This window comes from Frankia umida (assembly GCF_023242945.1).
Lineage (GTDB): Bacteria > Actinomycetota > Actinomycetes > Frankiales > Frankiaceae > Frankia > Frankia umida.
Genome location: NZ_JALKFT010000041.1, coordinates 14,531 through 40,293, shown reverse-complemented (window position 1 = coordinate 40,293; position 25,763 = coordinate 14,531). Strand labels below are relative to the sequence as shown.

27 protein-coding genes and 3 pseudogenes are annotated in these 25,763 nt (G+C 70.0%); 14 read left to right on the top strand and 16 right to left on the bottom strand.

The window, feature by feature from the left end; translation table 11 throughout:
- Positions 1-210: 210 nt before the first annotated feature.
- The 5 genes and pseudogenes from MXD59_RS27860 to MXD59_RS23610 form a co-directional block, all read left to right on the top strand.
- Positions 211-276: pseudogene (locus MXD59_RS27860) on the top strand (hypothetical protein); the annotation flags it as partial.
- Between the two features lie 116 nt (positions 277-392).
- A complete protein-coding gene (locus MXD59_RS23625) occupies positions 393-1,028 on the top strand; it encodes an FAD-dependent oxidoreductase (protein WP_248826797.1) in 636 nt (211 codons plus the stop codon).
- 45 nt (positions 1,029-1,073) lie between these two features.
- Entirely contained in the window at positions 1,074-2,300 is a 1,227-nt protein-coding gene (locus tag MXD59_RS23620) for an LLM class flavin-dependent oxidoreductase (RefSeq protein ID WP_248826796.1), read from the top strand.
- The gene (locus MXD59_RS23615) at positions 2,297-3,673 is read left to right on the top strand and encodes an NtaA/DmoA family FMN-dependent monooxygenase (protein WP_248826795.1); all 1,377 of its coding nucleotides are present in this window, start codon (positions 2,297-2,299) and stop codon (positions 3,671-3,673) included. The genes MXD59_RS23620 and MXD59_RS23615 overlap by 4 nt, the downstream gene beginning before the upstream one ends.
- A 167-nt stretch (positions 3,674-3,840) precedes the next feature.
- Positions 3,841-5,397 (top strand): AAA family ATPase, encoded by a 1,557-nt coding sequence (locus tag MXD59_RS23610; RefSeq protein WP_248826794.1) that lies wholly within the window; start codon positions 3,841-3,843, stop codon positions 5,395-5,397.
- 64 nt (positions 5,398-5,461) lie between these two features.
- On the opposite strand, the gene MXD59_RS23605 is transcribed toward MXD59_RS23610, so the two are convergent.
- Both MXD59_RS23605 and MXD59_RS23600 read right to left on the bottom strand, forming a co-directional pair.
- Entirely contained in the window at positions 5,462-6,142 is a 681-nt protein-coding gene (locus MXD59_RS23605) for a response regulator (RefSeq protein ID WP_248826793.1), read from the bottom strand.
- Complete coding sequence (locus tag MXD59_RS23600) at positions 6,139-7,392, bottom strand: sensor histidine kinase (protein WP_248826792.1); 1,254 nt, start codon at positions 7,390-7,392, stop codon at positions 6,139-6,141. Before MXD59_RS23600 ends, MXD59_RS23605 begins: the two co-directional genes overlap by 4 nt.
- 180 nt (positions 7,393-7,572) lie before the next feature.
- On the opposite strand from MXD59_RS23600, the pseudogene MXD59_RS27095 reads away from it, so the two are divergent.
- Positions 7,573-8,322 (top strand): annotated as a pseudogene (locus MXD59_RS27095) (CPBP family intramembrane glutamic endopeptidase); the annotation flags it as partial.
- Positions 8,323-8,384: 62 nt separating this feature from the next.
- Here the strand turns inward: MXD59_RS27095 and MXD59_RS23590 are convergent.
- From MXD59_RS23590 to MXD59_RS23580, 3 genes are all read right to left on the bottom strand, one after another.
- Positions 8,385-8,987 (bottom strand): hypothetical protein, encoded by a 603-nt coding sequence (locus MXD59_RS23590; RefSeq protein WP_248826791.1) that lies wholly within the window; start codon positions 8,985-8,987, stop codon positions 8,385-8,387.
- Entirely contained in the window at positions 8,987-9,631 is a 645-nt protein-coding gene (locus MXD59_RS23585; RefSeq protein ID WP_248826790.1) for a TetR/AcrR family transcriptional regulator, read from the bottom strand. Before MXD59_RS23585 ends, MXD59_RS23590 begins: the two co-directional genes overlap by 1 nt.
- A 130-nt stretch (positions 9,632-9,761) precedes the next feature.
- Entirely contained in the window at positions 9,762-10,025 is a 264-nt protein-coding gene (locus tag MXD59_RS23580) for a hypothetical protein (RefSeq protein ID WP_248826789.1), read from the bottom strand.
- Positions 10,026-10,461: 436 nt separating this feature from the next.
- On the opposite strand from MXD59_RS23580, the gene MXD59_RS23575 reads away from it, so the two are divergent.
- From MXD59_RS23575 to MXD59_RS27855, 3 genes and pseudogenes are all read left to right on the top strand, one after another.
- Entirely contained in the window at positions 10,462-10,908 is a 447-nt protein-coding gene (locus tag MXD59_RS23575) for a peroxiredoxin (RefSeq protein WP_248826788.1), read from the top strand.
- Between the two features lie 27 nt (positions 10,909-10,935).
- Positions 10,936-11,151, top strand: a complete 216-nt coding sequence (locus MXD59_RS23570) for a hypothetical protein (protein WP_248826787.1) — start codon at positions 10,936-10,938, stop codon at positions 11,149-11,151.
- A 22-nt stretch (positions 11,152-11,173) separates the two neighbouring features.
- Positions 11,174-11,341 (top strand): annotated as a pseudogene (locus tag MXD59_RS27855) (NADPH-dependent oxidoreductase); the annotation flags it as partial.
- Here MXD59_RS27855 and MXD59_RS23565 read toward each other — a convergent pair.
- On the bottom strand, positions 11,335-11,757 hold the full coding sequence (locus MXD59_RS23565) for an enoyl-CoA hydratase/isomerase family protein (RefSeq protein ID WP_248826786.1): 423 nt from the start codon (positions 11,755-11,757) through the stop codon (positions 11,335-11,337). The pseudogene MXD59_RS27855 and the gene MXD59_RS23565 overlap by 7 nt on opposite strands.
- Before the next feature lie 243 nt (positions 11,758-12,000).
- Between MXD59_RS23565 and MXD59_RS23560 the strand changes: the two genes are divergently transcribed.
- Together MXD59_RS23560 and MXD59_RS23555 are read left to right on the top strand one after the other, a co-directional pair.
- Positions 12,001-12,258: a hypothetical protein gene (locus MXD59_RS23560; RefSeq protein ID WP_248826785.1), complete on the top strand. Its 258-nt coding sequence runs from the start codon at positions 12,001-12,003 to the stop codon at positions 12,256-12,258.
- 234 nt (positions 12,259-12,492) lie between these two features.
- Positions 12,493-12,753 carry a hypothetical protein gene (locus tag MXD59_RS23555; RefSeq protein ID WP_248826784.1) on the top strand — a complete coding sequence of 87 codons (261 nt, stop codon included), beginning with the start codon at positions 12,493-12,495 and terminating at the stop codon, positions 12,751-12,753.
- 273 nt (positions 12,754-13,026) lie between these two features.
- On the opposite strand, the gene MXD59_RS23550 is transcribed toward MXD59_RS23555, so the two are convergent.
- The 4 genes from MXD59_RS23550 to MXD59_RS27845 form a co-directional block, all read right to left on the bottom strand.
- The gene (locus MXD59_RS23550; RefSeq protein WP_248826783.1) at positions 13,027-13,278 is read right to left on the bottom strand and encodes a winged helix-turn-helix transcriptional regulator; all 252 of its coding nucleotides are present in this window, start codon (positions 13,276-13,278) and stop codon (positions 13,027-13,029) included.
- Positions 13,279-13,369: 91 nt separating this feature from the next.
- Positions 13,370-14,044 carry a formylglycine-generating enzyme family protein gene (locus tag MXD59_RS23545; protein ID WP_248826782.1) on the bottom strand — a complete coding sequence of 225 codons (675 nt, stop codon included), beginning with the start codon at positions 14,042-14,044 and terminating at the stop codon, positions 13,370-13,372.
- Positions 14,045-14,222: 178 nt separating this feature from the next.
- On the bottom strand, positions 14,223-14,777 hold the full coding sequence (locus tag MXD59_RS27850) for a helix-turn-helix transcriptional regulator (protein WP_248826781.1): 555 nt from the start codon (positions 14,775-14,777) through the stop codon (positions 14,223-14,225).
- 284 nt (positions 14,778-15,061) lie between these two features.
- The gene (locus tag MXD59_RS27845) at positions 15,062-15,442 is read right to left on the bottom strand and encodes a hypothetical protein (protein WP_248826780.1); all 381 of its coding nucleotides are present in this window, start codon (positions 15,440-15,442) and stop codon (positions 15,062-15,064) included.
- 38 nt (positions 15,443-15,480) lie between these two features.
- Here MXD59_RS27845 and MXD59_RS27840 point away from each other — a divergent pair, with 38 nt between their 5' ends.
- Together MXD59_RS27840 and MXD59_RS23525 are read left to right on the top strand one after the other, a co-directional pair.
- The gene (locus tag MXD59_RS27840; protein ID WP_248826779.1) at positions 15,481-15,930 is read left to right on the top strand and encodes an MFS transporter; all 450 of its coding nucleotides are present in this window, start codon (positions 15,481-15,483) and stop codon (positions 15,928-15,930) included.
- A gap of 140 nt (positions 15,931-16,070) precedes the next feature.
- Complete coding sequence (locus MXD59_RS23525) at positions 16,071-18,452, top strand: protein kinase domain-containing protein (protein ID WP_248826778.1); 2,382 nt, start codon at positions 16,071-16,073, stop codon at positions 18,450-18,452.
- A gap of 118 nt (positions 18,453-18,570) precedes the next feature.
- Here the strand turns inward: MXD59_RS23525 and MXD59_RS23520 are convergent, their stop codons facing one another.
- The 6 genes from MXD59_RS23520 to MXD59_RS23490 all read right to left on the bottom strand — a co-directional run bounded on the left by MXD59_RS23520 (position 18,571) and on the right by MXD59_RS23490 (position 23,163).
- Entirely contained in the window at positions 18,571-19,881 is a 1,311-nt protein-coding gene (locus tag MXD59_RS23520) for a PIN-like domain-containing protein (RefSeq protein WP_248826777.1), read from the bottom strand.
- Entirely contained in the window at positions 19,878-20,330 is a 453-nt protein-coding gene (locus tag MXD59_RS23515) for a hypothetical protein (RefSeq protein WP_248826776.1), read from the bottom strand. The genes MXD59_RS23520 and MXD59_RS23515 overlap by 4 nt, the downstream gene beginning before the upstream one ends.
- Entirely contained in the window at positions 20,323-20,493 is a 171-nt protein-coding gene (locus tag MXD59_RS23510; RefSeq protein WP_248826775.1) for a hypothetical protein, read from the bottom strand. The genes MXD59_RS23515 and MXD59_RS23510 overlap by 8 nt, the downstream gene beginning before the upstream one ends.
- Positions 20,494-21,046: 553 nt before the next feature.
- Positions 21,047-21,913 carry a helix-turn-helix transcriptional regulator gene (locus tag MXD59_RS23505; RefSeq protein ID WP_248826774.1) on the bottom strand — a complete coding sequence of 289 codons (867 nt, stop codon included), beginning with the start codon at positions 21,911-21,913 and terminating at the stop codon, positions 21,047-21,049.
- A 458-nt stretch (positions 21,914-22,371) separates the two neighbouring features.
- Positions 22,372-22,953 carry a TetR/AcrR family transcriptional regulator gene (locus tag MXD59_RS23495; protein WP_248826773.1) on the bottom strand — a complete coding sequence of 194 codons (582 nt, stop codon included), beginning with the start codon at positions 22,951-22,953 and terminating at the stop codon, positions 22,372-22,374.
- Entirely contained in the window at positions 22,954-23,163 is a 210-nt protein-coding gene (locus tag MXD59_RS23490) for a DUF5708 family protein (protein WP_248826772.1), read from the bottom strand.
- Between the two features lie 556 nt (positions 23,164-23,719).
- On the opposite strand from MXD59_RS23490, the gene MXD59_RS23485 reads away from it, so the two are divergent.
- Positions 23,720-25,732 carry a DEDDh family exonuclease gene (locus tag MXD59_RS23485; protein WP_248826771.1) on the top strand — a complete coding sequence of 671 codons (2,013 nt, stop codon included), beginning with the start codon at positions 23,720-23,722 and terminating at the stop codon, positions 25,730-25,732.
- Positions 25,733-25,763 lie beyond the last annotated feature (31 nt).

The window sequence follows — 25,763 nt, the reverse complement described above, 5'->3', positions numbered from 1 at the left end:
AATCCTCCCAGCTCAGGAGCACTTTCCTATTCCCGGCACCCCAACAGACGATCACCCCGGTGAAAGCCCGAGGCTAGTTTTCTGGACCAGATCCTTTGTCCGCTCGCCGATCCGCGGGCCGAGCGCCGCATCGCGTAGGTGTGGGACCCGGGGGGAGTTGTCGGTGTGAGCGTCCAGCGGGTGGATGTCGTGGTGCTCGGCGGCGGGGCCATGGGGTCGGCCGCCGCCTGGCAGCTGGCCCGCCGCGGGGTCGAGACGGTGCTGCTGGAACGGTTCGCCGCCGGGCACACCCGAGGCGCCTCACACGGGGCGTCCCGGATCTTCCGTCTCGTCTATCCTGACGTCGGCTACATCCGGCTCGCCACGGCGCCGAGGTGCGACACGAGACACCGGTGCGTGCCCTCACCGTGCGGGGCGACGACGCCGTCGAGATCCACACCCACGATGACGTGTACCTCGCCCGACGGGTCGTCGTCGCCGCCGGAGCCTGGACGACGACGCTGCTCGACGGCCTCGTGGCGCTGCCCACGCTGCGCGTCACCGAGGAGCAGCCCGCGTATTTCGCCCCGCTCATCCCCTCCGGAACCGACCGGGCGGACGGGGCGGACCCGTGGCCGAGTTTCGTGCATCTGTTCGGCGCGGGAACGCGGGAGTTCGATTCCTTCCACCGCGGCGTCTACGGGCTGCACACCCCGGGCCAGGGCGTCAAGGTCGGTTTCCACGGCTCCGGCCCGGTGGTCGACCCGGACCAGCGGGACTTCGCCGCGGAACCGACCCAGCTCGCCGCGTTGCGGGAGTACGTCCGCCAGTGGCTGCCCGGTGTGAACCCGGCCGTCTGCCATCCGATCAGCTGCACGTACACGACGACGCCGGACAGCCATTTCGTTCTGGACCGCCACGGCCCGGTGGTCGTGGCGGCGGGATTCTCCGGCCACGGTTTCAAGTTCGTCCCGGCCATCGGCGCCGTTCTCGCCGAACTGGCCCTCGACGGCACACGTCCCGATTCCCGATTCGCCGCCACCCGCTGATCCGGCGCGTGCGCGGGCCGCGTCCCACAGAAAGCGGTGCTCACGATGTCCGAGAACGATCCGCTGCATCTCGCCGTCGCCCTGGACGGAGCAGGCTGGCACCCGGCCGCCTGGCGGGCACCGTCGGCCCGGCCGACACAGTTGTTCACCCCGGGCTACTGGACCGACCTGGTGCGGGAGGCCGAGCGCGGTCTGCTCGACTTCGTGACCTTCGAGGATGCCCTGAACGTGCAGTCCACCCAGCTCGACGGCGCCCCGGACGGCCGCACCGACCTGGTGCGCGGCCGGCTCGACGCGGTGCTCATCGCCTCCCGGGTGGCCCCGCTGACCTCCCGGATCGGTCTGGTGCCGAGCGTGTCGACGCTGAGCACCGAACCGTTCCACATCTCCAAGGCCATCGCGACCCTGGACTTCGTCAGCGGCGGCCGGGCCGGCTGGCGGGTCCAGGCCAGCCGGCCCCGGGAGGCTCTGCACATCGGCCGCCGGGCGCCCGACCCGCCGCTGCACCCCGACACCTTCGGCACCCCCGAGATCCAGACCTACATCACCGAGACGTTCGACGAGGCGAGTGAGCACGTCGAGGTGGTCCGACGGCTCTGGGACAGCTGGGAGGACGACGCGGAGATCCGCGACGTCGCCACCGGCCGGTTCCTCGACCGCGACCGGCTGCACTACATCGACTTCGAGGGCCGGTGGTTCTCGGTCCGCGGGCCGTCGATCACCCCCCGGCCGCCGCAGGGCCAGCCGCTGGTCACCGTGCTCGGCCACATCTCGGCCCCCTACCGGCTCGGAGCCCGCCTCGGCGACGTCGTCTACGTGACCCCACGCGACATCGACCATGCCCGTGCCATCGTCGCCGAGATCCGCGCCGAGCAGGACAGCGCCGGACGGGGTGACCAGACCGTGCACATCTTCGCCGATCTGATCGTCGTGCTCGACGACGACGGCGACGCCGCCCGGCAGCGGCTGGGCCAGCTCGACAGCCTCGTCGAGCAGCCGCCCCGCTCCGATGCGATCACCATCGCCGGTTCTCCGGGTGAGCTGGCCGACCTGCTGCTCGACTGGCAGGCCGCGGGCATCACCGGCTACCGGCTGCGCCCCGCGGTGCTGCCCGTCGACCTCGAGGCGATCAGCCGCGGGCTCGCCCCCGAACTCGCCCGCCGCGGCCGGTTCCGCACCGCCTACACCGCCGACACCCTGCGCGGCCACCTCGGCCTGCCCCGACCCGCCAACCGCTACGCCACCACCAGGATCGAGGCCGCAGCCCGATGACGACTCCCCGCAAGCAGATCATCCTCGGCCACTATGTCGGCGGCGTGAACCATCACACCCTGTGGTCGCACCCGCGGGCCGGCAGTCAGATCGACTTCGCGTCGTTCCGGCACGCGGCGCAGACCGCCGAACGCGGGAAGTTCGACTTCTTCTTCCTCGCCGAGGGGCTGATCCTGCGCGAACGACTCGGCCAGATCTTCGACCAGGACGTCGTCGGCCGGCCGGACACGCTGCCGGTCCTCACCGCGATCGCCGCCGTGACCGAGCATCTCGGGCTGGTCGGCACCCTCAACGCCACCTTCAACGAGCCGTACGAACTGGCCCGCCAGCTCGCCTCGCTGGACCATCTCAGCGGTGGCCGGGCCGGCTGGAACGTGGTGACCTCCTTCGATGCCTTCACCGGGCAGAACTTCCGCCGCGGCGGTTTCCTGAACCGGGACGACCGGTATGTGCGGGCGCGGGAGTTCGTCACCCTGGCCCGGCAGCTGTGGGACTCCTGGCCCGCGGACGCGATCGCCGCGGACACCGCGCGGGGCCGTTTCCTGCGCGAGGCGGACGTCGGCGTGTTCGGCCACCACGGTCACCAGTTCGACGTCAGCGGGCACTTCAACGTCCCGCGCAGCCCGCAGGGACGTCCGGTGGTCCTGCAGGCCGGGGTCTCCGACCAGGGCCGGGACTTCGCCGCCGCCACCGCGGACGCGATCTTCTCCCCGTTCCACGAACTCGGGCCGGCACAGGAGTACTACCGCGACATCCAGGAGCGGGTCGTGCGCGCCGGCCGGCCGGCGGGCGCGGTGAAGCTGCTGCCCAGCGGGGCGTTCGTCCTCGGCGACACCGCCGCCGACGCGGCGGAGCGGGCCCGCGAGATCGCCCGTGCCCAGGTCAGCGGGCAGACCGCGCAGATCCTGCTGGAGACCGTGTGGAACCGGGACCTCTCCGGCTACGACCCGGACGGCCCGCTGCCCGACGTCGACCCGGACCCGACCGGCCCGCCGGTGATCCAGGGCCGCGCCCGACTCGCCCAGGACCCGTTCGAGACCGTGCGGCAGTGGCGGGCGCTGGCGGCGCAGCACCGGTACTCGCTGCGCGAGCTCGCGATCCGGGTGTTCGCGCACACCGAGTTCGTCGGCACCCCGACCGAGATCGCCGACCGGCTCGACCACTTCGTGCAGAACGACGGTTCCGACGGTTTCATCGTCGGCTCGCACCTCACCCCCGGCGGGATCGACGAGTTCGTCGACCGGGTCGTCCCCCTGCTGCAGGAACGCGGCTCGCTGCGCGCCGAGTACACCGGCGCGACGTTGCGCGACAATCTGGGCATCCCGCTGGCTCCGGTCGGCGCCGACCGCGAGACGGCGGGCGCCGTCGGCTGACGGCCCGTCCACCGGCGAGCCTCGAAGGTGGGCCCGACGCGGCGGCACCGGATCTCCATCCCGATCCCAGCCACTGATCACAGCAGGTTCCGTAGAGTTGCGATCAGTGGTCTGGGGCCGGGAGGTGACAAGTGGTAGCCCGTTCGTTCAACACGACGGGGCCGTGCGTGCCAAGCGATCACTACATGATCCCGGCATCGGCGCGACTCCCGGAGGTACCCGAACTCGTCCAGGAAAAGAAGTACTTCGTCGTACACGCCCCACGACAGACCGGTAAAACGACAGCGCTACGCGCGCTGGCCACCGAACTGACCGCGAGTGGTCGTTTCGCGGCGGTGGTCCTGTCGATGGAGGCCGGCCAGCCCTGGCCCGATGACATCGGTGCGGCCACTCGGGCGATTCTCACCGGCGCGCGTCGCACGGCGCGCACCAACCTACCGGCCGAGCTGCGTCCACCACCCTGGCCGGAAAGCTGGGAGGAGGGCCTGCTCTCGGATGCTTTCGCCGCCTGGAGCGAGTCCTGTCCGCGACCTCTCGTGCTTTTCCTTGATGAGATCGACGCGCTGAGTGGACGGACACTTCTCAGCGTGCTCCGTCAACTTCGAGACGGTTTCGCCGATCGCCCCATCGGATTTCCGGCCTCGGTCGCGCTCTGCGGGCTGCGTGACGTCCGCGACTACAAAATCGCCTCAGGTGGTAATCCCACCACGATGGCGTCCCAGAGCCCGTTCAACATCACCGTGGCGTCGCTGCGACTGGGTGACTTCACTCTCGACGAGGTCCGCGACCTCTACCGCCAGCACACCACTGACACCGGCCAGCGGCTCACTCCCCAGGCCGTCGAATACGCCTATGCGCTGACCATGGGCCAACCATGGCTGGTCAATGCTCTCGGCTATGAGATCACCAGCCGGATGAGAGTTCCCACGACGACATCGATCACCACCGACCACATCGACGAAGCCACCGAGCGGATCATCCTCACCCGCGCGACTCACGTGGACTCGCTCCTCGACAAGCTCCGCGACCCCCGGGTACGGCGGATCATTGAGCCGATCCTCGCCGGCACCGAGTTCAGGTTCGACCCGTTCTCCGATGACCTCGCCTACACCACCGACCTCGGCCTGGTCCGACGCACCACCGCAACCGTCGAAATCGCCAATCCGCTCTACCGCAACGTCATCACCCGGGTCCTCGCCGACGGCCTGTTCGACGGCGTCGTCGGCGCACCAGCACCGCACTCGTTCGCTCTGCCCGATGGCCGCCTCGACCTCGACAGGCTCCTGGCCCGCTTCACCGAATTCTGGCACCGCACCGAGGACGTTCTCACCGCCGACGAGCCCTACCGCGAAGTGACTCCCCATGTCACCCTGCTCGGATACCTCGACCGCGCCATCAACGGCAATGGTTTCGTCGACCGTGAATACGGCGTCGGCCGCGGCGCCATGGACCTCCTCATCCGCTGGCACCACGCAGGCCCCGACGGCAGGCCCACCGTCCAACGCGAGGCGCTGGAGCTCAAGACCCACCGCCCCGGCAGCACCGACCCCACCGAGGCCGGCATCCGCCAGCTCGACAGCTACCTGCTCCGCCTTGGCCTTCCCGCCGGCCATCTCGTGATCTTTGACCAGCGACCAGCCGAACGCAAACGCATCAACACCGAACTCGGCGCCCAGACCATCACCAGCCCCGCCGGACGAACCATCACAGTCGTACGCATATAGATAAACGTCCACGTAAGCGACACGCCGGACGGTGAAAGCCCGGGGGCAGGCGGGACGCGGCCGGTCAGGGCTGGTGTCCGGGTCTGGCGCCCGGGCGTACCAGACCCGATTCGTAGGCCACGATCGTCAGCTGCACGCGGTCGCGGACGTCGAGTTTCGTCAGCAGATGACTGACATGGGTCTTGGTGGTGGCCAGGCTGATGTGCAGGCTCTGGGCGATCTCCGCGTTCGACTGGCCCTGCGCGACCGCGACCAGTAACTCGCGCTCCCGGGCGGTCAGACGCGCGACCGGTTCCCGGTACCGGTCGGACAGGGTCGGCTGACCGGCGAAATAGGTGATCAGCCGGCGGGTGATGCGGGGTGCCAGCAGCGCCTCCCCGGTCGCGACGACCCGCACGGCGGCCAGCAGGTCGGTGGCGGTGACGTCCTTGAGCAGAAAGCCGCTCGCTCCGGCCCGCAGCGCGTCGTGCACATGACTGTCGAGGTCGAACGTCGTCAGGATGACCACGCGGGTGTTCGCGGTGGCCGGGTCGGCGACGATCCGGCGGGTGGCCGTCACCCCGTCGAGGTTCGGCATCCGGATGTCCATCAGCAGGACGTCCGGGCGGGTCCGGCGGGCCAGTGTGATGGCTTCCAACCCGTCCGCGGCCTGACCGGCGACCTCGATGTCCGGCGCGGAGTCGAGCAGTGCGACGAATCCGCTGCGGACCAGTTCCTGGTCCTCGGCGACCCCCACCGTGATCATTCGGCGCTCGGAGCGGGGATGCGGGCCCGTACCTGGAAGCCACCCGCCGGCCGGCCCGCGGCCACCAGGGTGCCCCCGAACAGCGCGGCACGTTCACGCATCCCGGTCAGGCCGTGACCCGGGTGGGGTGGGACGGTGGACGGGCCGGGCCCGTCGTCGGTCACCACCAGCTCGACGGCGTCCGGCTGGTAGGTGATGACGACGTCGGCGGTGGCGTCCGCGGCATGTCTGAGCACGTTGGTCAGCGCCTCCTGGATGATCCGGTAACCGCACGCCTCGGCCGCCGGGGACAGGCTTCGGGCTGTGCCCTCGGTGCGCAACCGGACGACCAGCCCGGTGGCGCGGACCCGTGCCACGAGCGGTTCGATGTCGGCCAGCGTGTGCGCCGGCGCGCTCGTGACCTCCGGGCCGTCCCGGGTGACCGCGTCGATCCCGGCGGCTGTTCCCGGCGTGCCATCCGGCGGGCCGCCGCCGTCGGGACCGTCGTCGCGCAGCACCGACAGCAGCTGGCGCAGCTCGTCGAGGGCCTCCCGGGCGCTGGTGCCGATGACCCCGAGGCAGCGCTGGGCGGCCCCCGGATCGGTGCTGGCCAGGTGTTCCCCGACGGTCGCCTGCACGGCGATGACGCTGACCGTGTGGGAGAGGATGTCGTGCAGTTCGCGGGCGATCCGAAGCCGCTCCTGCGAGACCACCAGGGCCGCCCGGCCGGCCTCGAAACCGGCCCGTTCCTCGGCGGCGGCGGCCCGGGCGACCAGACTCCCGCGCCGGCTGCGGACCAGCCGGCCGGCCACCCAGAACACCGTGAGCAGGCCGAAGGTCCAGCCCACGTTCGACCGGTCCAGTCCCGGTGGGCGGCTCGCCACGACGATGCCGAAGCCGCCGAGCGCGACCCCCAGACCGGGCAGCGCGACCGGCAGATCACGGCTGTCGGCCAGCGAGAGCAACAGCCCGCAGACCACGAACGGCAGTGCGTCGGTGATGTCGTAACGCAGCACCGTGGCGACAACCACGGCGGCGGTGCAGACCGTCAGGGCCGCGAGCGGTGCCACCCGCCGCCAGCCGACGGCCATCGTCGCCATGACCGTCAGCGCCACGGCCGCCGTGTCCGGCGCGGTGAACCCGGTCGCACGCCACGACACGTGCAGCACCGCCCAGACCACCAGTGGCGTCAGGACCAGGGCCACCGCCAGATCCGGCCACGGCGGACGCGGGCCGACCGGGGACGGCCGGGCAGTGATCGTCACGCGCACGGGGCGAGCGTATGCCGGCCGTTTCCCGGTCCGCATCGTTCCCAGGGATGACGCCGGGCCGGCCTCCGGTCAGTCTCGGGACGCCTTTCGCGACGACCGCCGCCCGATGTGCCGACCGGCCCGCCGCGCTGATCATGTGGTGACCGGCCGGACAGTGGCCGCATCGACCCGGAGGTCCCCATGCCCGCCACCGCGCTCCCGCCCGCCGCCATCCCCGTCGTCCGACCCGCACCCGACTCGCTCACCGTCGGGTCCGAGCCGGATACGCCCAGGCCGCGGGCGGCCACGTCCGCCCGCCGGACGGCGCTGCGCCAGGCGGCGGCCTACACGGTGCTGGCTCTGGGTGCCGAGACCGGCATCGGACTCGCCTTCCGGGGCAGTTCCAGCCCCGCCGCCCCGATGCTGTCGATCCTGGTACCGGTGCTCGCCGTCGTCGCGGTGACCCTGACCGTGACACCCCGCGGCCAGCGGCGGGCGAACTGGGCCGGCGTCGGCCTGCGACGGGCGGGAGCGCGCTGGTGGCCGGCCGCTATCCTCGTCCCGGCACTGATCATCACACTCCCCTACCTGGTCGCCTGGATGTTCGGGCTGGTCACCTTCCACGATCTTGGTCAGGCCGCGCCCGACCTGCTCTTCGGGGGTGTGGTGTTCTCCGTGGTCATCCTCGGCGAGGAGATCGGCTGGCGGGGATTCCTGCTGCCCCGCCTGCGCGAGGTGATCTCACCCCGGCGGGCCGCCGTCCTCACCGGCTTCCTCCACGGCCTGTTCCACATCCCTCTGATCACCCTGACCACCAGCTACGACTCGGTCGGCAGCCCATGGCTGGTCGCCCCGATCGTGGTGGCCACGATCACCGCCGCCGGCGTCTTCTACGCCTGGCTGTGGGAGCGCAGCGCGAGCGTCTGGCCGGTCGCGATCGCGCACAACGCCGTCAACACGGTCATCGACGCGGCCACCATGACCACGCTGACAACGTCACCGGTGGCGCTGAGCTACGTGGCCGGCGAGTCCGGTCTGGTCACCATGGCCGCGGTCCTGCTGGTGGCGGCGGTCCTGCTGAGGCGGTCGGCAGTCGCCAGGATGTCTCGGCGGACCAGGCCACTGCCGGCGCGGATGGCCGCCCAGTAGAAGGCGAACCTGATACGGGTGGCCCGGTCCGTCGAATATCCCCGGGTCTCCGTGCTCAGGATGGTGCCCGCCGGGCCGGAGTGAACGTGGAAGTCGGTGAGGTACTTGACCCAGCCAGCATCGTCGAAGGCGGTGAAATCCTCGATCGAGGAGACCTCGACGCGGCTCGAAGTACGCTGCCACGGACGTGCGATGGACGCACCGAGAGCGTAATGCGGCGCCTGGACGGCGACCAGGGTGATGGGCCCCTCCGTCAGCAGGGGCCGGGCTGTGGGCATCTCTCGTGAGCCGAGGTGCCGCAGGATGACCAGGGGCCTTGCGACCGCAAGATGATCCAGCGTCAGCCCGGTGAGGGCGTCCCAGACATGGCGAGGATCGGCGGGAAGTACCCGCGAATGCCGTTCGTGGAAGTGGTACACCGGCATCGTCGTCTCAAGAAGCGTGGGCACTCGCAGCTCCGTGGTCATCAGCAGGGATCCTCTGGTTGCCGGCCTGGTTGTGGGCCCTGCCGCGCAGGCCCGCGGTGGTCGGGAAGGCTCAGCGTGGAAAGAACCGACCGGAAGACCCGGTCAACGACATCACCTGCCACCGGGCTGTCGGTGACGAGGAACAGCTCGGCCCAGACCATTCCGAGCAGGTGCGCATGGACCTCAGGGGCCCCGATCGGCTGACCGGTCTGGAGCTCGCCGCGAGACCGGGCCCGGGAGAGGATGTCGGCGATCAGGTCGCGCTCAGCTCTGATGAACCGGGTCTGGAACCGGCGGCGGACCTCCGGGCTGGTCTGCAGCTCCGCGACGAGACCGGGCAGGGCGTTGCGCGCGACCGGCGTGTTCAGCAGGGCCACGACGTGCTCGACGAGGGCGTGCAGATCGGTGGCGAGGCCACCCTGGTCAAAACGCCGGGCGTCCAGCTCAGTCCCATGCACGACGGCGGCGAACACCAGCTCTGGCTTGGAGGACCAGCGCCGGTAGATCGCAGCGCGGCCAGCACCCGCCAGGCCACTGATCCGCGCGATCGAGACGTCGGCGTAGTCGGTGTCAGCCAGCAGCGTGCGCACCGCCTCGAGCAGCCGCACATCGACCACGGCCTCCCGCGGTCGACCCCGTGGCATCGCCATGCCTCCTTATATACGGAACCGCCGTTCCCGTAAACAACGAGCTGTGGGCTCAAACCTGGCCAGGCCAGGCTGACCGCTGTCCACCGCCGACCGATCTGGAACGGCGACGAGGGAACATCCATGGTCACCCTGGTAAGTCGGTCGTGCGGGTGACCGGCTTCCTGATGTCGGCCTGGGTCGGGCCGACGAGTGGGAGTTCCCGATGTTGACGGCGAAAGTCGGGGAGAAACACGAAGAGCAGCAGGGCGGTGGCTGTGCAGGCGAGGCCGCCGGAGACGACGGAGGTGGCGTCGCCGAGCACGGAGGCGACGGTGCCGGCCTCGAGGTCGCCGAGACGCGGTCCGCCGGTGACGACCGAGATCTGAAGGCCGGTGAGCCGGCCTCGCAAGGCGTCGGGAGTCGAGAGCTGAAGGATGGTGGATCGGATTCGACCCGTTCCCCGAAAACTTCTTCCACTACGCGGTCATCGAGGGAGCCCGACCGCCCCTGCGCCACCACCAGGCGTCCTTCCAGATCCTGCCCGGCGAGGACGGGCACAGCCGACCCCGCTGGATCACCGATGTCCTGCCGGCCAGCCTGGCAGGCCTGATCGAAGCCCGCACCGCGCACGGCATCAAGGAGATGAAGGAAGTCCTCGAACTACCGGCCACCGCCCTGGGCCGCTGATCGCCCCGTCCGACGCACGCTGATCAGCCGTCGCCGTCGACCGCTCATTTCGTGCAGACCGCCACCGGGCCGGGATAGTGTCGAATACACACCGTCGCGCCGACGGCCCTGGCGGCCGAGGCGGTGCCCGTCGTCCGGCCGAGGTGAGGAGCACACAGATGCTACGTGTTGGCGACAGCGCACCGGAATTCGAACTCCCGGACGAGACCAACACCCCGCGCCGACTTTCCACCCTCCTGGCGGCGGGTCCGGTCGTTCTGTTCTTCTACCCGGCGGCGATGACCAAGGGCTGCACCGCGGAGAGCTGTCACTTCCGGGACCTCGCGGCCGAGTTCGCCAAGGTCGGTGCGCAGCGGATCGGTATCAGCACCGACACCGTGGCCAAGCAGAAGGAGTTCTCCGACAAGCACTCCTTCGACTACCCGCTGCTGTCGGACGCCGACGGCACCGTGTCGCGGGCGTTCGGCGTGAAGCGGCCGATCGACCTGCTGCGGGTCAAGCGTGCCACCTTCGTGATCGGTACGGACCAGGTCATCATCGAGGCCATCGCCAGCGAACTGAACATGAACACACACGCCGACAAGGCACTGGCCGCCCTCGCCTGAGGCCAACCACGAACTGGGGGCACCGACGTGTCGCGCAGGACACGACGTGCCGCCCACGGCTCCGCCTCAACGTCGTTGTCCCTGCGCAGTGACCGCGCGCTGAGCGACCTGGTGGCGACCGCCTCGGCGATCCTCACCCGTCACGCGCCACTCGCCGCCCTGATATCGGACTTCCAGCGCACACTCCAGCACGAAAGCCGGGAGATCCCCTACCCACCCGAGGAGATCCGCCGGCTCGGTTGATCCACGGGGAACCGGCTGGCCCATGAGCCACGTCGCGGCCTTCGGCCTGGCCGTCGGCGAGCCGGACCCGACCGAGCGGGCCGACGTCAAGCCACGACTGCCGCGGGACGCGGTGCTGCACCGGGAACGCTATGATCTGGCCGCGGACGCCCACATCGAGACCTACGACCAGCGGCTGTCCGCCTACAACACACGTTTTGGCCTGGACGGCGCCTGGAGCGACCGGGTTCTCGCCCGGCTGGCGGGGCCCGGAGTCGATGGCAGGGCCGCGGCTTCCACCGCCTGCTTCGCCGCGGCGACGGCCAGCCAGGGGGACGACGCGATCCGCGGTGCGAGCCGCTCGACAAAACCGTCGAGCTCATCCGCCGGCAGGGTCCGGTTGACCAGCCCGTACCGCTGCGCAGTTTCGGCATCGACGAGATCCGAACCCAGGATGATCTCCAGGGCTCGGGAACGGCCGACCAGACGCGGCAGGTGCTGTGTGCCGTCACCACCGGCGGCGATCAGCGGCCCGTCGAGCAGGTCGAGCGGCGGATGGTCGATGGCAACGAACGCGACACCCGCCCGCAGCCTGACCGTGAGCGTCTCGTACTCCTCGCGCACCATCCACATCCACGGACCTGACCGCGAGTGGTCGCTATGCGGCGGTAGTGCTGTCGATGGAGGCCGGACGCTCCTGGCCCGACGACGTCGGCGCCGCGACCAGGGCGATCCTCAGCCTTGCCCGGGAAGCGGCGCAGGACTATCTGCCCCCTGACCTGCGACCGCAGGTTTGGCCGGACGCGTGGGACGAGGGCCTGTTCGCGGCTGCTCTCAGCACATGGGCCCGAGCCCTGCCCCCGTCCCCTGGTGTTGTTCCTCGACGAGATCGACGCGCTGTCCGGGCGAACGCTGCTCAGCGTCCTCGGCCAGGTGCGGGACGGCTACCGCAGGCGACCTTCCGGCTTCCCTTCGTCGATCGCCCTCTGCGGCCTACGCGACGTCCGCGACTACAAAATCGCCTCCGGCGGCGACCCCAGCAGACTCACCTCACCCAGCCCGTTCGCCATCAAGGTGACCTCCGTCCGGCTCGACGACTTCACCCTCGACGAGGTCCGCGCTCTCTAGGCTCAGCACACCGCCGACACCGGCCAGACATTCACCCCCCACGACGACAATCACCTCCGACCACGTCGACGAATCATCGAGCCTGTCCTCGCCGGCACCGAATTCAGGTTCGACCCGTTCTCCGACGACCTCGCCTACACCACCGACCTCGGCCTGGTCCGACGCACCGCCACCACCATCGAAATCGCGAACCCGCTCTACCGCAACGTCATCACCCGGGTTCTCGCCGACGGCATGTTCGACGGCATCACCGGCGCACCAGCACCACACTCGTTCGTCCTACCCGACGGCCGCCTCGACCTACCCGCGCTCCTCACCCGCTTCACCGAGTTCTGGCACCGCACCGAGGACCTCCTCACCGCCGACGAGCCCTACCGTGAAGTGACTCCCCATGTCACTCTGCTCGGATACCTCGACCGCGCCATCAACGGCAATGGTTTCGTCGACCGTGAATACGGTGTCGGCTGCGGCGCCATGGACCTCCTCATCCGCTGACACCACACCGGACCCGACGGAAAACCCACCGTCCAACGCGAGGCACTGGAGATCAAAACCCATCGCCCCGGCAGCACGGATCCCGCCCAGGCCGGCATTCGCCAGCTCGACAGCTACCTGCTCCGCCTCGGCCTCCCTACCGGCCACCTCGTGATCTTCGACCAGCGGCCCGCCGAACGCAAACGCATCAACACCGAACTCGGCACCCAGATCGCCACCAGCCCCACCGGACGAACCATCGCGGTGGTACGCATCCAGACTGCCCGGTACCCGTCAGTCCGTGGATCGGGCCGCCTGGTGGGCGGACCAGTCGACGCTCCAGGCGCGGACGGCATCCAGCACCGGTCTGAGGCGGTAGCCGATCTCGGTGAGGCCGTAGCGGACCTCGACCGGCCTGGCGACGGTCACCGTGCGCTCCACGACTTCGGCGTGCTCGAGCTCCTTGAGGCGCTGGGACAGCATCGCGTCGGTGATCCGCGGAATCCGTTCGCGCAGCTCACCGAACCGCAACGGGCCGGCCAGCAACTCCGAATCCTCTCCGATAAGGGATCAGCCGGCGCCCGACCACACCGGCACCGCCCCACCACACAGTCTTCACCTTCGAGCGCACTCCAGGTCAATCCCCCGCGGAACGCGCGAGGCGGAAGCCGACGTCGTCGACCTGGAAGTCCGGATGGCCACGGCGACGCACGGATGCCCGGCAGCTCCAGTGCTCGTCGAACCAGCCGCCGCCCCGCAGCACCCTGTACTCGCCGTAGACCTCGGTGTCATAGGTGTCCCAGCACCAGTCCCAGACGTTGCCCAGCATGTCGTACAGGCCCCACGCGTTCGGCGCCCTGCCCCCCACCTCGTGCGGGCACTCCCCCGAATTGCCGCGATACCAGGCGATCTCCTCGAGCGTGCCATATCTCGGGCCGGCTGTCCCGGCGCGGCAGGCCCGTTCCCACTCGGCCTCGGTGGGCAGCCGGTACCCATCGGCGGCGACGTCCCACTCGACCGCACCCTCGCCCACGCCGACCCGGTAGACGGGAGTCAGCCCTTCCTGACGCGACAGCGCGTTGCAGAACCGGACCGCGCTCCGCCAGGAAACGCTTTCCACCGGCAGCCGACCGCCCCGGGCCGCGCTCGGCCAGCCACCGGTAACCCGCGCATACAGCTCCTGCGTCACCGGAAACACGCCGAGGCGAAACGCCTCGACCTCGACCGACCACGTTCGCCGCGTCCGCCGATCCGACAGCGTCACCCACCCGGCCGGAATCGCAACCAGGAGGCTTTCCACATCCGGCTCCACAAAAAAATCCTATCGACGTCTGACACCGGTGACGCCACCGTGGACGGACAGCATCGCGAGTGTCTGCGGGCGGCTTCGCCATGAGCTGAACGAGTCAGACACGGCAGAAACTGCTCGCGCACATGTGCTGTGCAATGTGCTGCCCACCCCGGAGTCATCCTGGACCGCGAGATTGTGATCAGGACGGTTGTGTCTCGCGGGCGTAGCGGGCCGGCGTGACGCCGAAGGTGTCCCGGAACGCGGCGGTGAAGGCGCTCGGGTTGCTGTAGCCGCAGGCAGACGCGACGGCCGTGACCGGCATACCCCTGGCAAGCAGGGTAAGACCGTGGTGCAGCCGGAGCTGGGCCCGCCACTGGGGGAAGGTCATCCCGGTCTGGCGACGGAACAGGCGGCTCAGGGTACGTTCGCTTGCCCCGACGGCAGCGCCGAACTCGGCCAGGGTCCGCGGATCGGCGGGGTGCTCAGCCAGCGCCGCCGTGAGCGCGGCGAGGCGGTCATCACCTGGCTGGGGCAGGCAGAGCCGCAGCCGCGTCCATCGCGCGAGACCGCAGCTTCCTACCACGTCGACGACCTGGCGGCCCTCCATGTGCCGGCCCTGGTCTTCGCCGGCACCGACTGGCGCCACCCGCGCGCTCGCCGAGGCGGCCACGCGAGTGATGCCGGCGGCCACGATGGCGAGGGCCGAGATCGGACCGGGCATCCGGACCGCGGTGGAGCTGGCCGACGCGCTCATGCCCGATCTGCTGGACTTCCTTGCCGCTGTGGCGTCCAGCCCCGATGTGCGAACCGCCACCCCGCGACCGGCCGAGGCGGCAGGACGCCCGGCATGACCGCCGTCGACGGCCCGCAGGCGGCGGGGCTCCCAGCTCCGGCCACGATCGCCTCCGGACCTGGACGTCCGTCGGCCACGGCCGCTCCCTGGCGGCGGATGCGGATGTGGGCCACGGCCCACGCCGTGGACGATCTTTATCAGGGACTGGTGCCAGCGAGCGTCCCGTACTTCGTCCTCGAGCGGAACTACGGCTGTCTCGCCGCCTCCGGGCTGACGCTGGCCGCGACGCTGGGCAGTGCGCTGCCGCAGCCGGTGATCGGCCTGCTCGTCGACCGCCGCCAGGTCGGCCCGCTGGCCGCGGTCGGCATGATGATCGCCGGTCTTGGCATCGGACTCGCCGGGCTCGTGCCCGGGTACGCCCTGACCTGGTCGCTGGTGCTGCTTTCCGGGATCGGCGTGGCGATGTTCCATCCCGCGGCCGGGCGGGCGGCGCGGATCGACGCGGGCGACAGCACGACCGCAATGAGCATCTTCGCCGCCGGTGGCAGCGTCGGGTTCTTTCTGGCGCCCGTCCTGGCCACGCCGGCACTGGCCAGCCTGGGCCTGGCCGCCACGGCGCTGTTCATCCCGCCCGCTGCTCACCGCGGTCGAGATCGCGCGATCGGTGCTCTTCTTCGGCGGGGTCGCCGGCACACTGACCGGCGGACGGATCGCCGACCGCACCGGTGCCGTGCGTACGGTCCAGGCCGGCACCGCGCTGGCGATCCCGGCGCTGGTCGCACTGCGCGTCGCGCCCGGCCCGGGCACCGCGCTGCTGGCCGCCATGGCCACCGGAATGGCTATCAACATTCCGTTCTCGGTGCTTGTCAAGCTCGGCCAGGACTACCTGCCGACCCGACCGGGAACCGCCGCCGGTGTCACCCTGGGACTCGCCGTCAGCATCGGCGGTCTCGCGGCGCCGGGTCTGGGAGCAATCGCCGACACCTGGGGAATCGCCGCGGTGTTCTCGGTCCTGTGCCTCGTCCCGTTGCCGGGTCTGCTCCTGGCCGCGTTCCTACCCGAGATCCGGCCGACATCACCGCGGGACGCACGGCACCAGGGACGCTCCGCCTGAGAAGAGACGGGTGGTGCTCGACATCCGATCATTCGACGGAGAGGAACCGACTTGTGGCGTTTCGTGGCCACCTACTATGCTTTATCTCAGTGGCGGCCTGATCGAGACGAAGTGAGACGACGGACCGTGCGGGACAACTGGTGATCGTCGACCGGGAACGGGTGGCGGAGGCTCTGCCTGGCTATCTCCTGGGCGAGCAGCTTGGGTCAGGGGCGTTCGGGCTGGTACTCGCGGGCACGCACCGGCAGATGGGCCGACCGGTGGCCATCAAGGTGATGGCGGCCATGGGCACTGCGTCCCCCGCGGCTGGCTTCGCCGCCGAGGCGCGGATGCTGGCCAGGCTGGACCATCCGCATGTCGTGCGGGTCTATGACTATGTCGAGGACCGCGGCCTGTGCATGGTTGTGATGGAGCTGCTGGCCGGGGGCACCCTGACCAGGCAGCGGGCGGCGATGGACCCCGAGCAGGTCTGCGCAGTGGCGTTGGCGGTCGCTGCGGCCCTCGATCATGCACACCGCCACAAGGTGCTGCACCGCGACATCAAGGCCGACAACATCATGTTCGCCGGTGACGGCACGCTCAGGGTCACCGATTTCGGCATCGCCAAGCTGTTCGAGGGCTCGGGGACAACCACCACCGGCATCGCTGGCACGCCGGCGTACATGGCCCCGGAACAGATCGAGGGTGGCCAGCTGGGGCCGTGGACCGACCTGTACGCACTGGGAATCGTCCTGTACAGCCTGTTTACCGGACGGCTGCCGTTCGACCCGAAACTGCCGCTGCTTGTCCTGCTGAGCCAGCAGGTGACCGAGCCACCACCGCCGATGCCCGGGGTGGCCGCTCCGCTGGCCGAGGTGGTGTTGCGCATGCTGGCCAAGTCCCCCGCCGACCGTCCCCCGGATGCCGCCACGTTCGCACTCGAGCTGGCCTCCGCCGCCACCGCCGTGTTCGGTGTCGGGTGGACCGCACGTGGGCGGCTGCCGCTGCATCTCGACGAAGCGGTTCGTGCCGTCACCAACCGTCCACCCGGGTGGACGCGCTGGGACTTCTTCATCGCCCATGCAAGCGCCGACCAGCAGTGGGCGGACTGGATCGCCTGGGAGCTGGAGGCCGCCGGCTACCAGGTGCTGCTCCAGGCGCAGGAGGGCGCAGCCAGGTCACGCTGGACCGCCGACCTGCGTGACGGCATCCGGCACTGCGCCCAGGTGCTGGTCCTGCTGTCCGGCTCCGGTCCGGCGTCGGTGGTCGAGCAGATCGGGTGGGGCGCCACGCACGACGCGGAGGCGGAGACACATACCGGCAGGTTCGTGCCGGTGCGGGTCGAGGACTGCCCCCACTCGGATCCACCAGGCACGGCGCCGGTTCTCGATCTGTTCGGCTACTCCGCTGACACCGCGCGCAAGACACTTTTGGACTGGGCGGCTGTCGCCCTGGCCGGACGGGCGGAGTCCCCGGGTCCAGCAGCTCACGCATCTCTCCCACCGGTCAGGGCGATGACCGGCTCGGCGACCCTGGTGCCGCCCCGGCTGCCGGCCATGCTCGTCGCGCCGCCTTTCCCGGCGAGGCTCGGACCCCCGCCGCCGGAGCACGAGAAGAGCTCCTCGGTACCGACCGCATCGTCCGGCCCGCCGGCGTCGGCTCCGCCGGTATCCAGCCCGCCGGTATCCAGCCCGCCGGCGACGGACGAGCCGGCGGCGAACGAGCCGGCGGCGAACGAGCGGGCATCGGAGAGGTCCAGGCCGTCGGCCGAGGCTGTCCCGGATGGCGCAGAGCCGGCGGCAGGCGAACCCCGCGAAAAGCCGACCGCGGGTCGGCCCACCGGTCCGCGCGTCAGGAGCCTGCGACGGGGGCTGGAACGCAACACTGTGATCGTCGGCGTTGTCGTGCTCGTCCTGGCAGTCGCCGTCGGAGTACTTACGATGTCCGTCTACCCTCGGACGTCTCCTCGTCATCCCACGGCGCTGCCACCCGCCACGGTGCCGGCGCACTCGGCGTCCGTGGCCAGCCCGACCCGCTCGCCGTCGGTGCAGACGAATGGCTCGGCCTCGCCTTCCGCGGCGGTGACCACCCCGCCCAGCAGTTCCAGCGCGACCGCCGCCGGGAGCACCGCGCCGACGAACGCCGCCCCGAACGCCGTGACGCAGGCCGCCGTGCGCCCGACCGCGTTCTCGATCAGCGGCATCAACGGTGGTGACGACCGGACGCAGGTTCCGGGTTCCGAGGCGGACACCTCCTGGGTCGGCAACAACGCGACGTGTTCGGCATGGCTGGACAACAACGGCTCCGGCGCGCTTGCGGGGGTGCTCAACACCTCGCTGACCCAGTCCTGCGTGGCCGAACTGTTCCGCAGCGACGGAATGGCATATGCCTTCTCCGCGTCATGGGGGGCCAAGAAGACAAACTTCATCCCAGTCGCGGGGTACACGATGTGGATCTGTGTATGGCACGCGGACCAGCAGTCGACCACCGAGCAGTGCTCACCCCGCTTCGGTATGAACGGCAACGTCCCGGTCAGGAAGTGACCCCCTCGTAATCCCCGTCCACGTCCCGCGGGGATCACAACCGGATCAGCCCTGCGGCGGTGCGGGCCGATGGTTCGAGTGTTCGCCCCCGCGTCGCTTATGGCGTCCCCTGAGAACATCAGAGGTCGGAGAACCGCCCCTGGACCGACGAGCTCGGCGGGGCATCGGCGTCCGAGCCGAGCGGGGCGAGCAGTAACACCACGTCGGACGGGACGCTGAAGCCGATGGCGCTGCCCAGCGGGGACCGTTCGTCATAGTCGGCGACGAGCAGTTCCGGCAGATCCGGCGGGAGCAGGCCACGCTCCTGGAACTCCTGGGTGACCCGCCGTACCGGCCGGGTGAAACCACGCAGGCTCCGTTCCTCGGCGTAGCCTCCGATCCGGTAGACCTCCTCGCGGCTGATCGAGCCGTCCAGTTCCGCCGCTCGCCGGACGACCTCCGCCTGCACGGGCGCCTCGTCGGCGAGGCGGCGCATCACCGCCTGAATTCCGGCCGCCGTCCATCCGTTCTCCTCGAGCAGACGGCTCACCCGCTCGACGTCCTCGACCGAGGAGTCCGCCACGTTGACACTGAGCGCGTTCCTCGCGTGGTGAAGCAGGCCGTCCGGGCGAAGCATGAAAAGCCGCCTGCCGGTGGCCGCGTACATTTCCCGGAACAGCTCCAGCCGGGGGCCCCGGGGCCGGCCCTCGGCCCGGTGCCACCAGTCCTCCTTCAGATCGGCGGTGACGAAGACGACGTCGGTGCACCGCCGCTGTGCCTCCCCGACCGTCTGGCTCCAGACCAGGTAGTCACCGACCGCACCGTCGCCACCCTTGGCCTTGTCCATGTAGCCCGGGGGGATGCGCGCCTCCAGCCGCCTGCGGCCTTCGGCGACGCCTTTCGCATGCTCCTGCGTATCGGGCGGGCGGCCGACCCGGCCGTCGAGGATCCGCTCCAGCGCCGCGAGAACGGGATCCGTCGCGGTGTCGTGCAGATAGTCGTACGCGGAGCTGTCGTCGATGACGGAGATGTCCTCCGCCACCTCGTTGAAAGCCTCGTCCAGCAGGTCCTTCAGCCTCGTCGACTCCGACTCCTCCAGGGCGATCCGGTTCGCCCACGTCTGAAGCGCCTGCGATGCCTGGGAGCGTAGGTCGACGAGCCGTTTCCTGGTCTCCGCCGTACCCCGCGGGTCACCCAGCACCGCCTCCCGCGCACCCCAGAACTCCGCAGCCACCTGGGGCGGGATCCACAGGCGGTCACCGATCCTCGTGAGTACCTCCAGCAGGTCGCCACGGGCATCCGTCGTATAGCGATAAAGGTTGAGCAGCACGTTGGTGTCCGGGACCACCAGGCCCGTCACCAGCGCGTTCTTGTAGTCGGTGTCCGACGGCGTCCGGTGACCCTCATACCCGTCGAAAAGGCCGAGTCCGGGCGATGGGCCGGTGGTCACGAGCGCAGCTCGTTGCGCATCGCCTGCTGGCTCACCCGGACCCCGACGGTTCCGTCGACGATCTTGCGGACCAGTTCCTCCCGGCGGTCCTTCGACACCCCCCGGATACCGAGGCCACTGGCCAGCCGACGCAGCACGGCGACGGACCCCAGCCCCGCGACATACGTCGTCGCCTCTCCCCTGTCATGCAGGCCCGCAAGACGTTCGGACACCACAGCCGGGTCGGGCGCACCGGACGTCCCCCGTTTTCCCGCCGACTCGCCCGTCATCGGACCGGTCGTCGGGCTGGTCGGCGGCGACGCGTCCACCGGGGCCGTCGCTTCCGACGTCAGGGTGAGCGCTCGCCGACCGGTGACGAGATCGCTCAGTGCCTGCCCGTCGAGGGTGCGCACGAAGGCCGAAATCCGGTCGAGCGCGACGGCAAGGAGTCCTGGGACGTCGTCAGCCATGTGGTATCGCTCCGATCTTCCGCACGAACTCGGTCACCAACAGGCGGAGTTCCCGTTCGATGTCCGGGCCCAGTCGTTCCAACAGCACCGCGGGAACGCATCGCTGCGGCGCGAACGCGTAGTACGTCTGGCTTTCCCGGAGCATGGCGTCGAACGTGGTCACCCGGCCACGGGTCTGGTCGACGAAGTTCTGGAACGTCGGGATCAGCTACTCCCCCACCAGTGCTCCCCTCACCAGCGGCCGCACCGCACCACCATCGCCATCCGACACGGATGCCCGCAAGCGCCGTGTAGATGCGGAAGGTGAGATGCACCTTTCAGTGCACGCAGAAGGTGACAATATCACCACTCCAGGAGATGTCCGCCCTCCACTCTCCTACCGGTCGCACGGTGGGTGCACTTCGTCCGTCAAGATCAAAAATGGACGCATGACATCAACACCGTTGATTATCTTGCACATCCTGGTTTCCCCGCACGACACCACCACCGAACAGGAGATCGATATCGCTCCCAGCCAGCATGAAGTGGTTGTCGCCGACCCGTGGAGCCGACGTTCGCCGCCGCCTTCCCGGGCTTCACGAACACGGCCCACGTCAGGCTGCTCGCCACCGCACCCCGGGTCACCGGCCGGCCAGATGGCCCGCGGGCGACAGTGGCTCGCGCAGGCGCCCCATCGCGGGACCAGTCGCGATGCAGGCGGCCCCGTACTCCCCCGACTACCCGCCGGAGCCGGCCGGCTGGGGTGCGTTCTGGGAGTCGAGGACGCGGAGCAGGTCGAGCGGTGCCGCGGCCGGGCTCCCCGGCTCGGCCGTGTAGACGACGAGCCGCTGGTCCGCCTCGGGCAGATGCAGCACGTCGCAGTCGACCTCCACCAGCCCGACCGCGGGATGGGCGATCCGCTTACGCGCGCTGCGGCGCTGGGTGGCGCCGCGCTGCTGCCAGCGCCACTCGAAGTCCGGGCTGATCCGGCGCAGGTCGGCGATCAGGCTGCGGACACCCGCGTCCCCAGGGTAGCGGGCCGCAGCGACGCGCAGGTCAGCCACGATCTCGTCGGCCCAGACGTCTTCTTCCTCCGGGGTGCGGACCAACCGGCCGGGTGGGCCGGTAAACCGCCACCAGGCCACGTTCCGGTGCCCGGATGGCCAGGTCGTGAAGTCGCCGAGCAGGGCCACCGCGAGCGGATTCCAGGCGATGGTCCCGCCCTTCGCGTCGCACAGGATCGCCGGATCGGACAGCCGGTCGATCAGTCGCGGAACGCTGGGTCGGACGGTGCCGTCGATGCGGCCGGCCCGCGGCGGGTGGGCGCCCGCCAGGTCGAACAGATGGTCGCGCTCGTCCTCGTCAAGGCGCAGCGCCCGGCCGAGCGCGGTCAGCACCGACCCGGACGGATGCGGACCGCGGCCCTGCTCGAGCCGAACCAGGTAGTCGGGCGAGATGCCGGCGAGCAGCGCCACCTCCTCCCGCCGCAGCCCGGGGGTGCGTCGGCGTGGCCCCTGGGGCAGCCCGACCTCGTCCGGGGTGAGCCGGGCACGCCACGTCCTGAGCATGGCTGCGAGTTCGGCGCGGTCCATGGTTTCCAGCATGCACCCCACCCTCAGATCTCCCCGCGATCCGCTGCCTGGGATCGTCGGTCCCAGGCTGAACGGTCCCTGGCTGGGTTCCGCGTCCTGCCACACAGTGAACCCATGACCGACATCGTTTTGGTTACCGGGGCGAACAAGGGACTGGGCTACGAGACGGCACGCCGGCTCGGCGAGGCGGGCGCCACGGTCCTGCTGGGAACACGTGACCCGCGGAGTAAGTCCATGGTGTGGCCAGGGCTGCACCCCGCCACGACGGGAAGGTCATCCCGGCTGGCTACGGAGCAGGGCGGCTCGGGGTACGTTCGCTCGCCCCGACGGTCGCACCGAGCTCGGCCAGGCTCCGCCGGCCGGCCGGGTCACCGGTGCGGCGAGCGCAGCAGGACATCGGTCAGATTGCGGCCGTCGGTTTCGATGACGGATGCGCCTGCCTGCCACCATCTCCCACCGGCGCCCTCGCGTCAGATCCGGATTCCGGCCAGCCAGGGATCGATCGTCTGGACCGCGAGGGCGTGACGTCGCTCGGCCGGCAGAGCGAGGCTCTGCACGGTGACGCCGTCGATGAGTGCGAGCAACTGGGCGGCCAGGGAGCCTGCGTCCGGCCGCAGGGGCACCTGCGCAGCCCGTTCGAGGGCCTGTAGCTCGGCGGTCAACCAGGCGCGTAGCTCGTCGTCGAGAAGGGCGGATGCCGCCGCTATTCGGTCGTTGGTCGCGGCGGTCGCCGCGTACGCCAGCCAGACGCGGGCTCGGCTCTCGCGTTCACCGTCCAGCGGCAGCCAATACCAGATGAGCTGACGGAGCCGCGCCCAGGACGGCTCGCCGGTGTTGATTTCCCGTAGACCGGCCAGGAACTGGTCGCCGGCATGCGTGAAGGCCGCCTCGATCAGCTCGATTCTGGTACGGAAATAGTACTGCACCTGGGCCGGCGACACTCCCGCCGCGGCAGCCACTGATCGCACGCTCAGGCCGACGATGCCGTCGCGTGCCAGGACGGTGTGAGCGGCCTCGAGGATGTGCGCACCACGGGATGGGCCAGGAGTCATCTACAGGTCGTACTCCCGGTGCCGACTCGACGGCAGCACCAACGCCACTCCGGTAATCGCGATTTCGATCAGGCCGAGTACCGCGAGGACTACCCCGATCTTTGGAAGTGAAAGGACGGGCGTGTGGACACCACCGGCCAGCGACCACATCAGCAGACCGGCCAGGAGCATCACCAGGCCAATTCCGAGCGACATAAGATGATTACGCACACCGACCTCCGAACCACTTCGTCACGGGTTTTGTCACGCCCTCTTCCGACGCGACACCCTTGATCAGGATGGTTTAACCGGGATTTTTCAATACGACTGTACCATACAAGTGTATACGAATAGCTACCAGTGAGCCAGCGGACAGGGCGTCGTCGCCCTCGAAGCAAGGACGCGCGCCGGCGCCTCGGCGGCCCTGCCACCAGCTCCGAGCGGCCAGGCCGCCGGGTCCCGGCCGGCGCACCAGTCGACCCGGGACCCTGCCTGCTGCCCAGGCTCGCGGCCACCGTGGCCCAGCTCCCAGCTCGCCTCTCGATCGTTTTACCGGCATCTCCCCGACAGGACCGAGCCTCGACCAGCGAGCCACCGCGACCTACGAAGCCATCGGGATCACCGTGGTGCCGCTCTCCTGACCCTGACCCTGAGCCGCCATGACCACCTGCGCCCTGGCCTTCCGGTATCCAACAGGACAAGCGGGTGGGACTCTTCCGACACAACATCCCACCACGGTCGACGGCGCTACGATCCGCCTCCGCGGGATCCGACAAGATGTCGCCTCGTGACCACCGCCGTCGTCGAGGTGCCGGATTTCGCACGCACCTTCCAGCAGCCCTACGCAGTCGTCGATGTCGAGACCTCCGGCCTTGTCCCGCACCGGCACCGGGTGTTGTCGCTGGCAGTCGTCCACGTGGCGGCGGACGGCAGGGTGGAGGACCGCTGGTCCACGATGCTCGATCCCGGATGCGACCCGGGTCCGGTACACATTCACGGGCTGACCCGGGACAGATTGGCCGGTAGCCCGACATTCGAGGACGTCGTCGACACCCTGTCGCGGATGCTCGCGGGCCGGGTGTTTGTCGCGCACAACGCGGTTTTCGACTGGCGGATGCTGGCCGCCGAGGCAATACGCTGCGGCAGGCGACTTCCCGTGGAATGGCGCCTGTGCACCCACGTGCTCGCCAAACGCCTTGGTCTTGATCTGCCCAACCTGAGACTCGGTACGCTCGCCAGGCACTGGGGCATCACGCAGCGTCGGGCACATGACGCGGCCGACGACGCCGACGTGCTCGCGGCGCTACTCCCCCGCGCACTCGACCTCGCCGCCCGCCAGTACCTCGACCTGCCGCTGGCAGCCTGCGGCACCGAGCGCGACGACGCCGCGGCCGCGCCGAGCAGCTACCGCCACCATGACACCGGGAAGCGTCCGGGCAGGAACCGGCCGTACCCGAAGAAGCCGGGGTGCCCCTACCTCAATCCGGGCCGTCTCGCTCCGGACGCGCCCCTCGTCCAGGGCATGCGGGTGGCGTTCACCGGCGACACGGTCGTCCCCCGCGAGGAGCTGGAACGCCAGGCAACCGCGGCCGGTCTGCACGTCACCAGCTCGGTGAGCCGGCTCACCAGCCTGATCGTCAGCAACGACATCGCAGCAGGCTCGAGCAAGGCGCGAGCGGCGGTCACGCACGGGACGCCGGTGGTCGACGAACAGGACTTCACACGCCTGCTCGTCGACGTGCGGACCGGCCGGCTCAGGGACGGCGGCACCACCGCCGTCGAACGCACCGCGAACGCACCGACCGCGAACGGGCCGGTATCCGTGCCGGTTCAGGCGTCGGCCGACGAACCGGCACCCGAACCAGCCGCCGTCCTGGCGACCGGATCGTCCGCCGAGCAGGACGTGGCGGCACCGGCGGTGCCGGCCATGGTCCAGGCCCAGCTTCCTCCCCCGGCGCCTGCCTCCGCCCCTCTACCTGTACCTGCTGCGCACAGCCTCGTCGGACGTCGCATACTCGTTCTCGGCGGCCCACACGACGAGGCGGCGACGATGCGAGAGCGCATCGGTCTGCTGGGTGCGGTTCCCGCTGTCAATGTCACGGCGAGCCTCGCGCTCGCCGTCTGTCTGAACGGCGCGGGCCTGGACCGCCGGATGCCAAGAATCCGGATGCTGGGCGTGCCCGTCATCTCCGCCGACGAATTCGTCCACCAGCTCGACACCGGACAGCCGGGGCGAGCCGGCGATCTTCCGGCCAGTACCGCCTCCAGGCGGGCCGGGCTACGGCTTCCCCGAGGCGGGGTGGTGGACCTGCCGGTGGCCAGCGCCGGGGACCGCTGGTCGGTGTCGGCCACGTGGTCGTGGGACGCCGGCGAGGTCGACCTGGTCGCCTTCCTCGTCGGCGAGGACGAGCAGGTCGCCAGCGACGAGGACTTCGTCTTCTACAACCAGCCGAGTGCCGGCGAGGCTGTCAGGCTCATGGTCGAGGGGCCTGCCGAGCAGACGGTGGCCCTCGATCTCAGTGCGGTTCCGGGCGATGTGAGCCGCATCGTCATCGCGGCGACCCTCGACGGCGCCCGGACGTTCGGCGATGTCGGCCCGGTCGAGATGTCCGCGGTAGCTCCGGACGGCGACACCGTGCTGCGAGCCACCCTTGACGCAGCGACAACCGAACGCACCATGGTGCTCGCCGAGGTCTACCAGCGAAACCGGCGTTGGCGGTTCCGTGCGGTCGGGCAGGGCTACGACCACGACCTCGCCCGCCTCGCCGAATCATATGGCGTTGACGTGCAGGACAGCTGACCTGCGGCGATTGATGCACCGCGCCCGGCAT

Coding starts and splice junctions, on each gene's coding strand:
- MXD59_RS23605 (WP_248826793.1), bottom strand. CDS start 6,142: ATGATCACGGTGGGGGTCGCCGAGGACCAGGAACTGGTCCGCAGCGGA.
- MXD59_RS27850 (WP_248826781.1), bottom strand. CDS start 14,777: ATGAGCGCGTCGGCCAGCTCCACCGCGGTCCGGATGCCCGGTCCGATC.
- MXD59_RS23565 (WP_248826786.1), bottom strand. CDS start 11,757: ATGGTGCGCGAGGAGTACGAGACGCTCACGGTCAGGCTGCGGGCGGGT.
- MXD59_RS23620 (WP_248826796.1), top strand. CDS start 1,074: ATGTCCGAGAACGATCCGCTGCATCTCGCCGTCGCCCTGGACGGAGCA.
- MXD59_RS23590 (WP_248826791.1), bottom strand. CDS start 8,987: ATGACCACGGAGCTGCGAGTGCCCACGCTTCTTGAGACGACGATGCCG.
- MXD59_RS23575 (WP_248826788.1), top strand. CDS start 10,462: ATGCTACGTGTTGGCGACAGCGCACCGGAATTCGAACTCCCGGACGAG.
- MXD59_RS23615 (WP_248826795.1), top strand. CDS start 2,297: ATGACGACTCCCCGCAAGCAGATCATCCTCGGCCACTATGTCGGCGGC.
- MXD59_RS23505 (WP_248826774.1), bottom strand. CDS start 21,913: ATGCTGGAAACCATGGACCGCGCCGAACTCGCAGCCATGCTCAGGACG.
- MXD59_RS27845 (WP_248826780.1), bottom strand. CDS start 15,442: ATGAACAGCGCCGTGGCGGCCAGGCCCAGGCTGGCCAGTGCCGGCGTG.
- MXD59_RS23585 (WP_248826790.1), bottom strand. CDS start 9,631: ATGCCACGGGGTCGACCGCGGGAGGCCGTGGTCGATGTGCGGCTGCTC.
- MXD59_RS23495 (WP_248826773.1), bottom strand. CDS start 22,953: ATGACTCCTGGCCCATCCCGTGGTGCGCACATCCTCGAGGCCGCTCAC.
- MXD59_RS23555 (WP_248826784.1), top strand. CDS start 12,493: ATGTTCGACGGCATCACCGGCGCACCAGCACCACACTCGTTCGTCCTA.
- MXD59_RS23515 (WP_248826776.1), bottom strand. CDS start 20,330: ATGGCTGACGACGTCCCAGGACTCCTTGCCGTCGCGCTCGACCGGATT.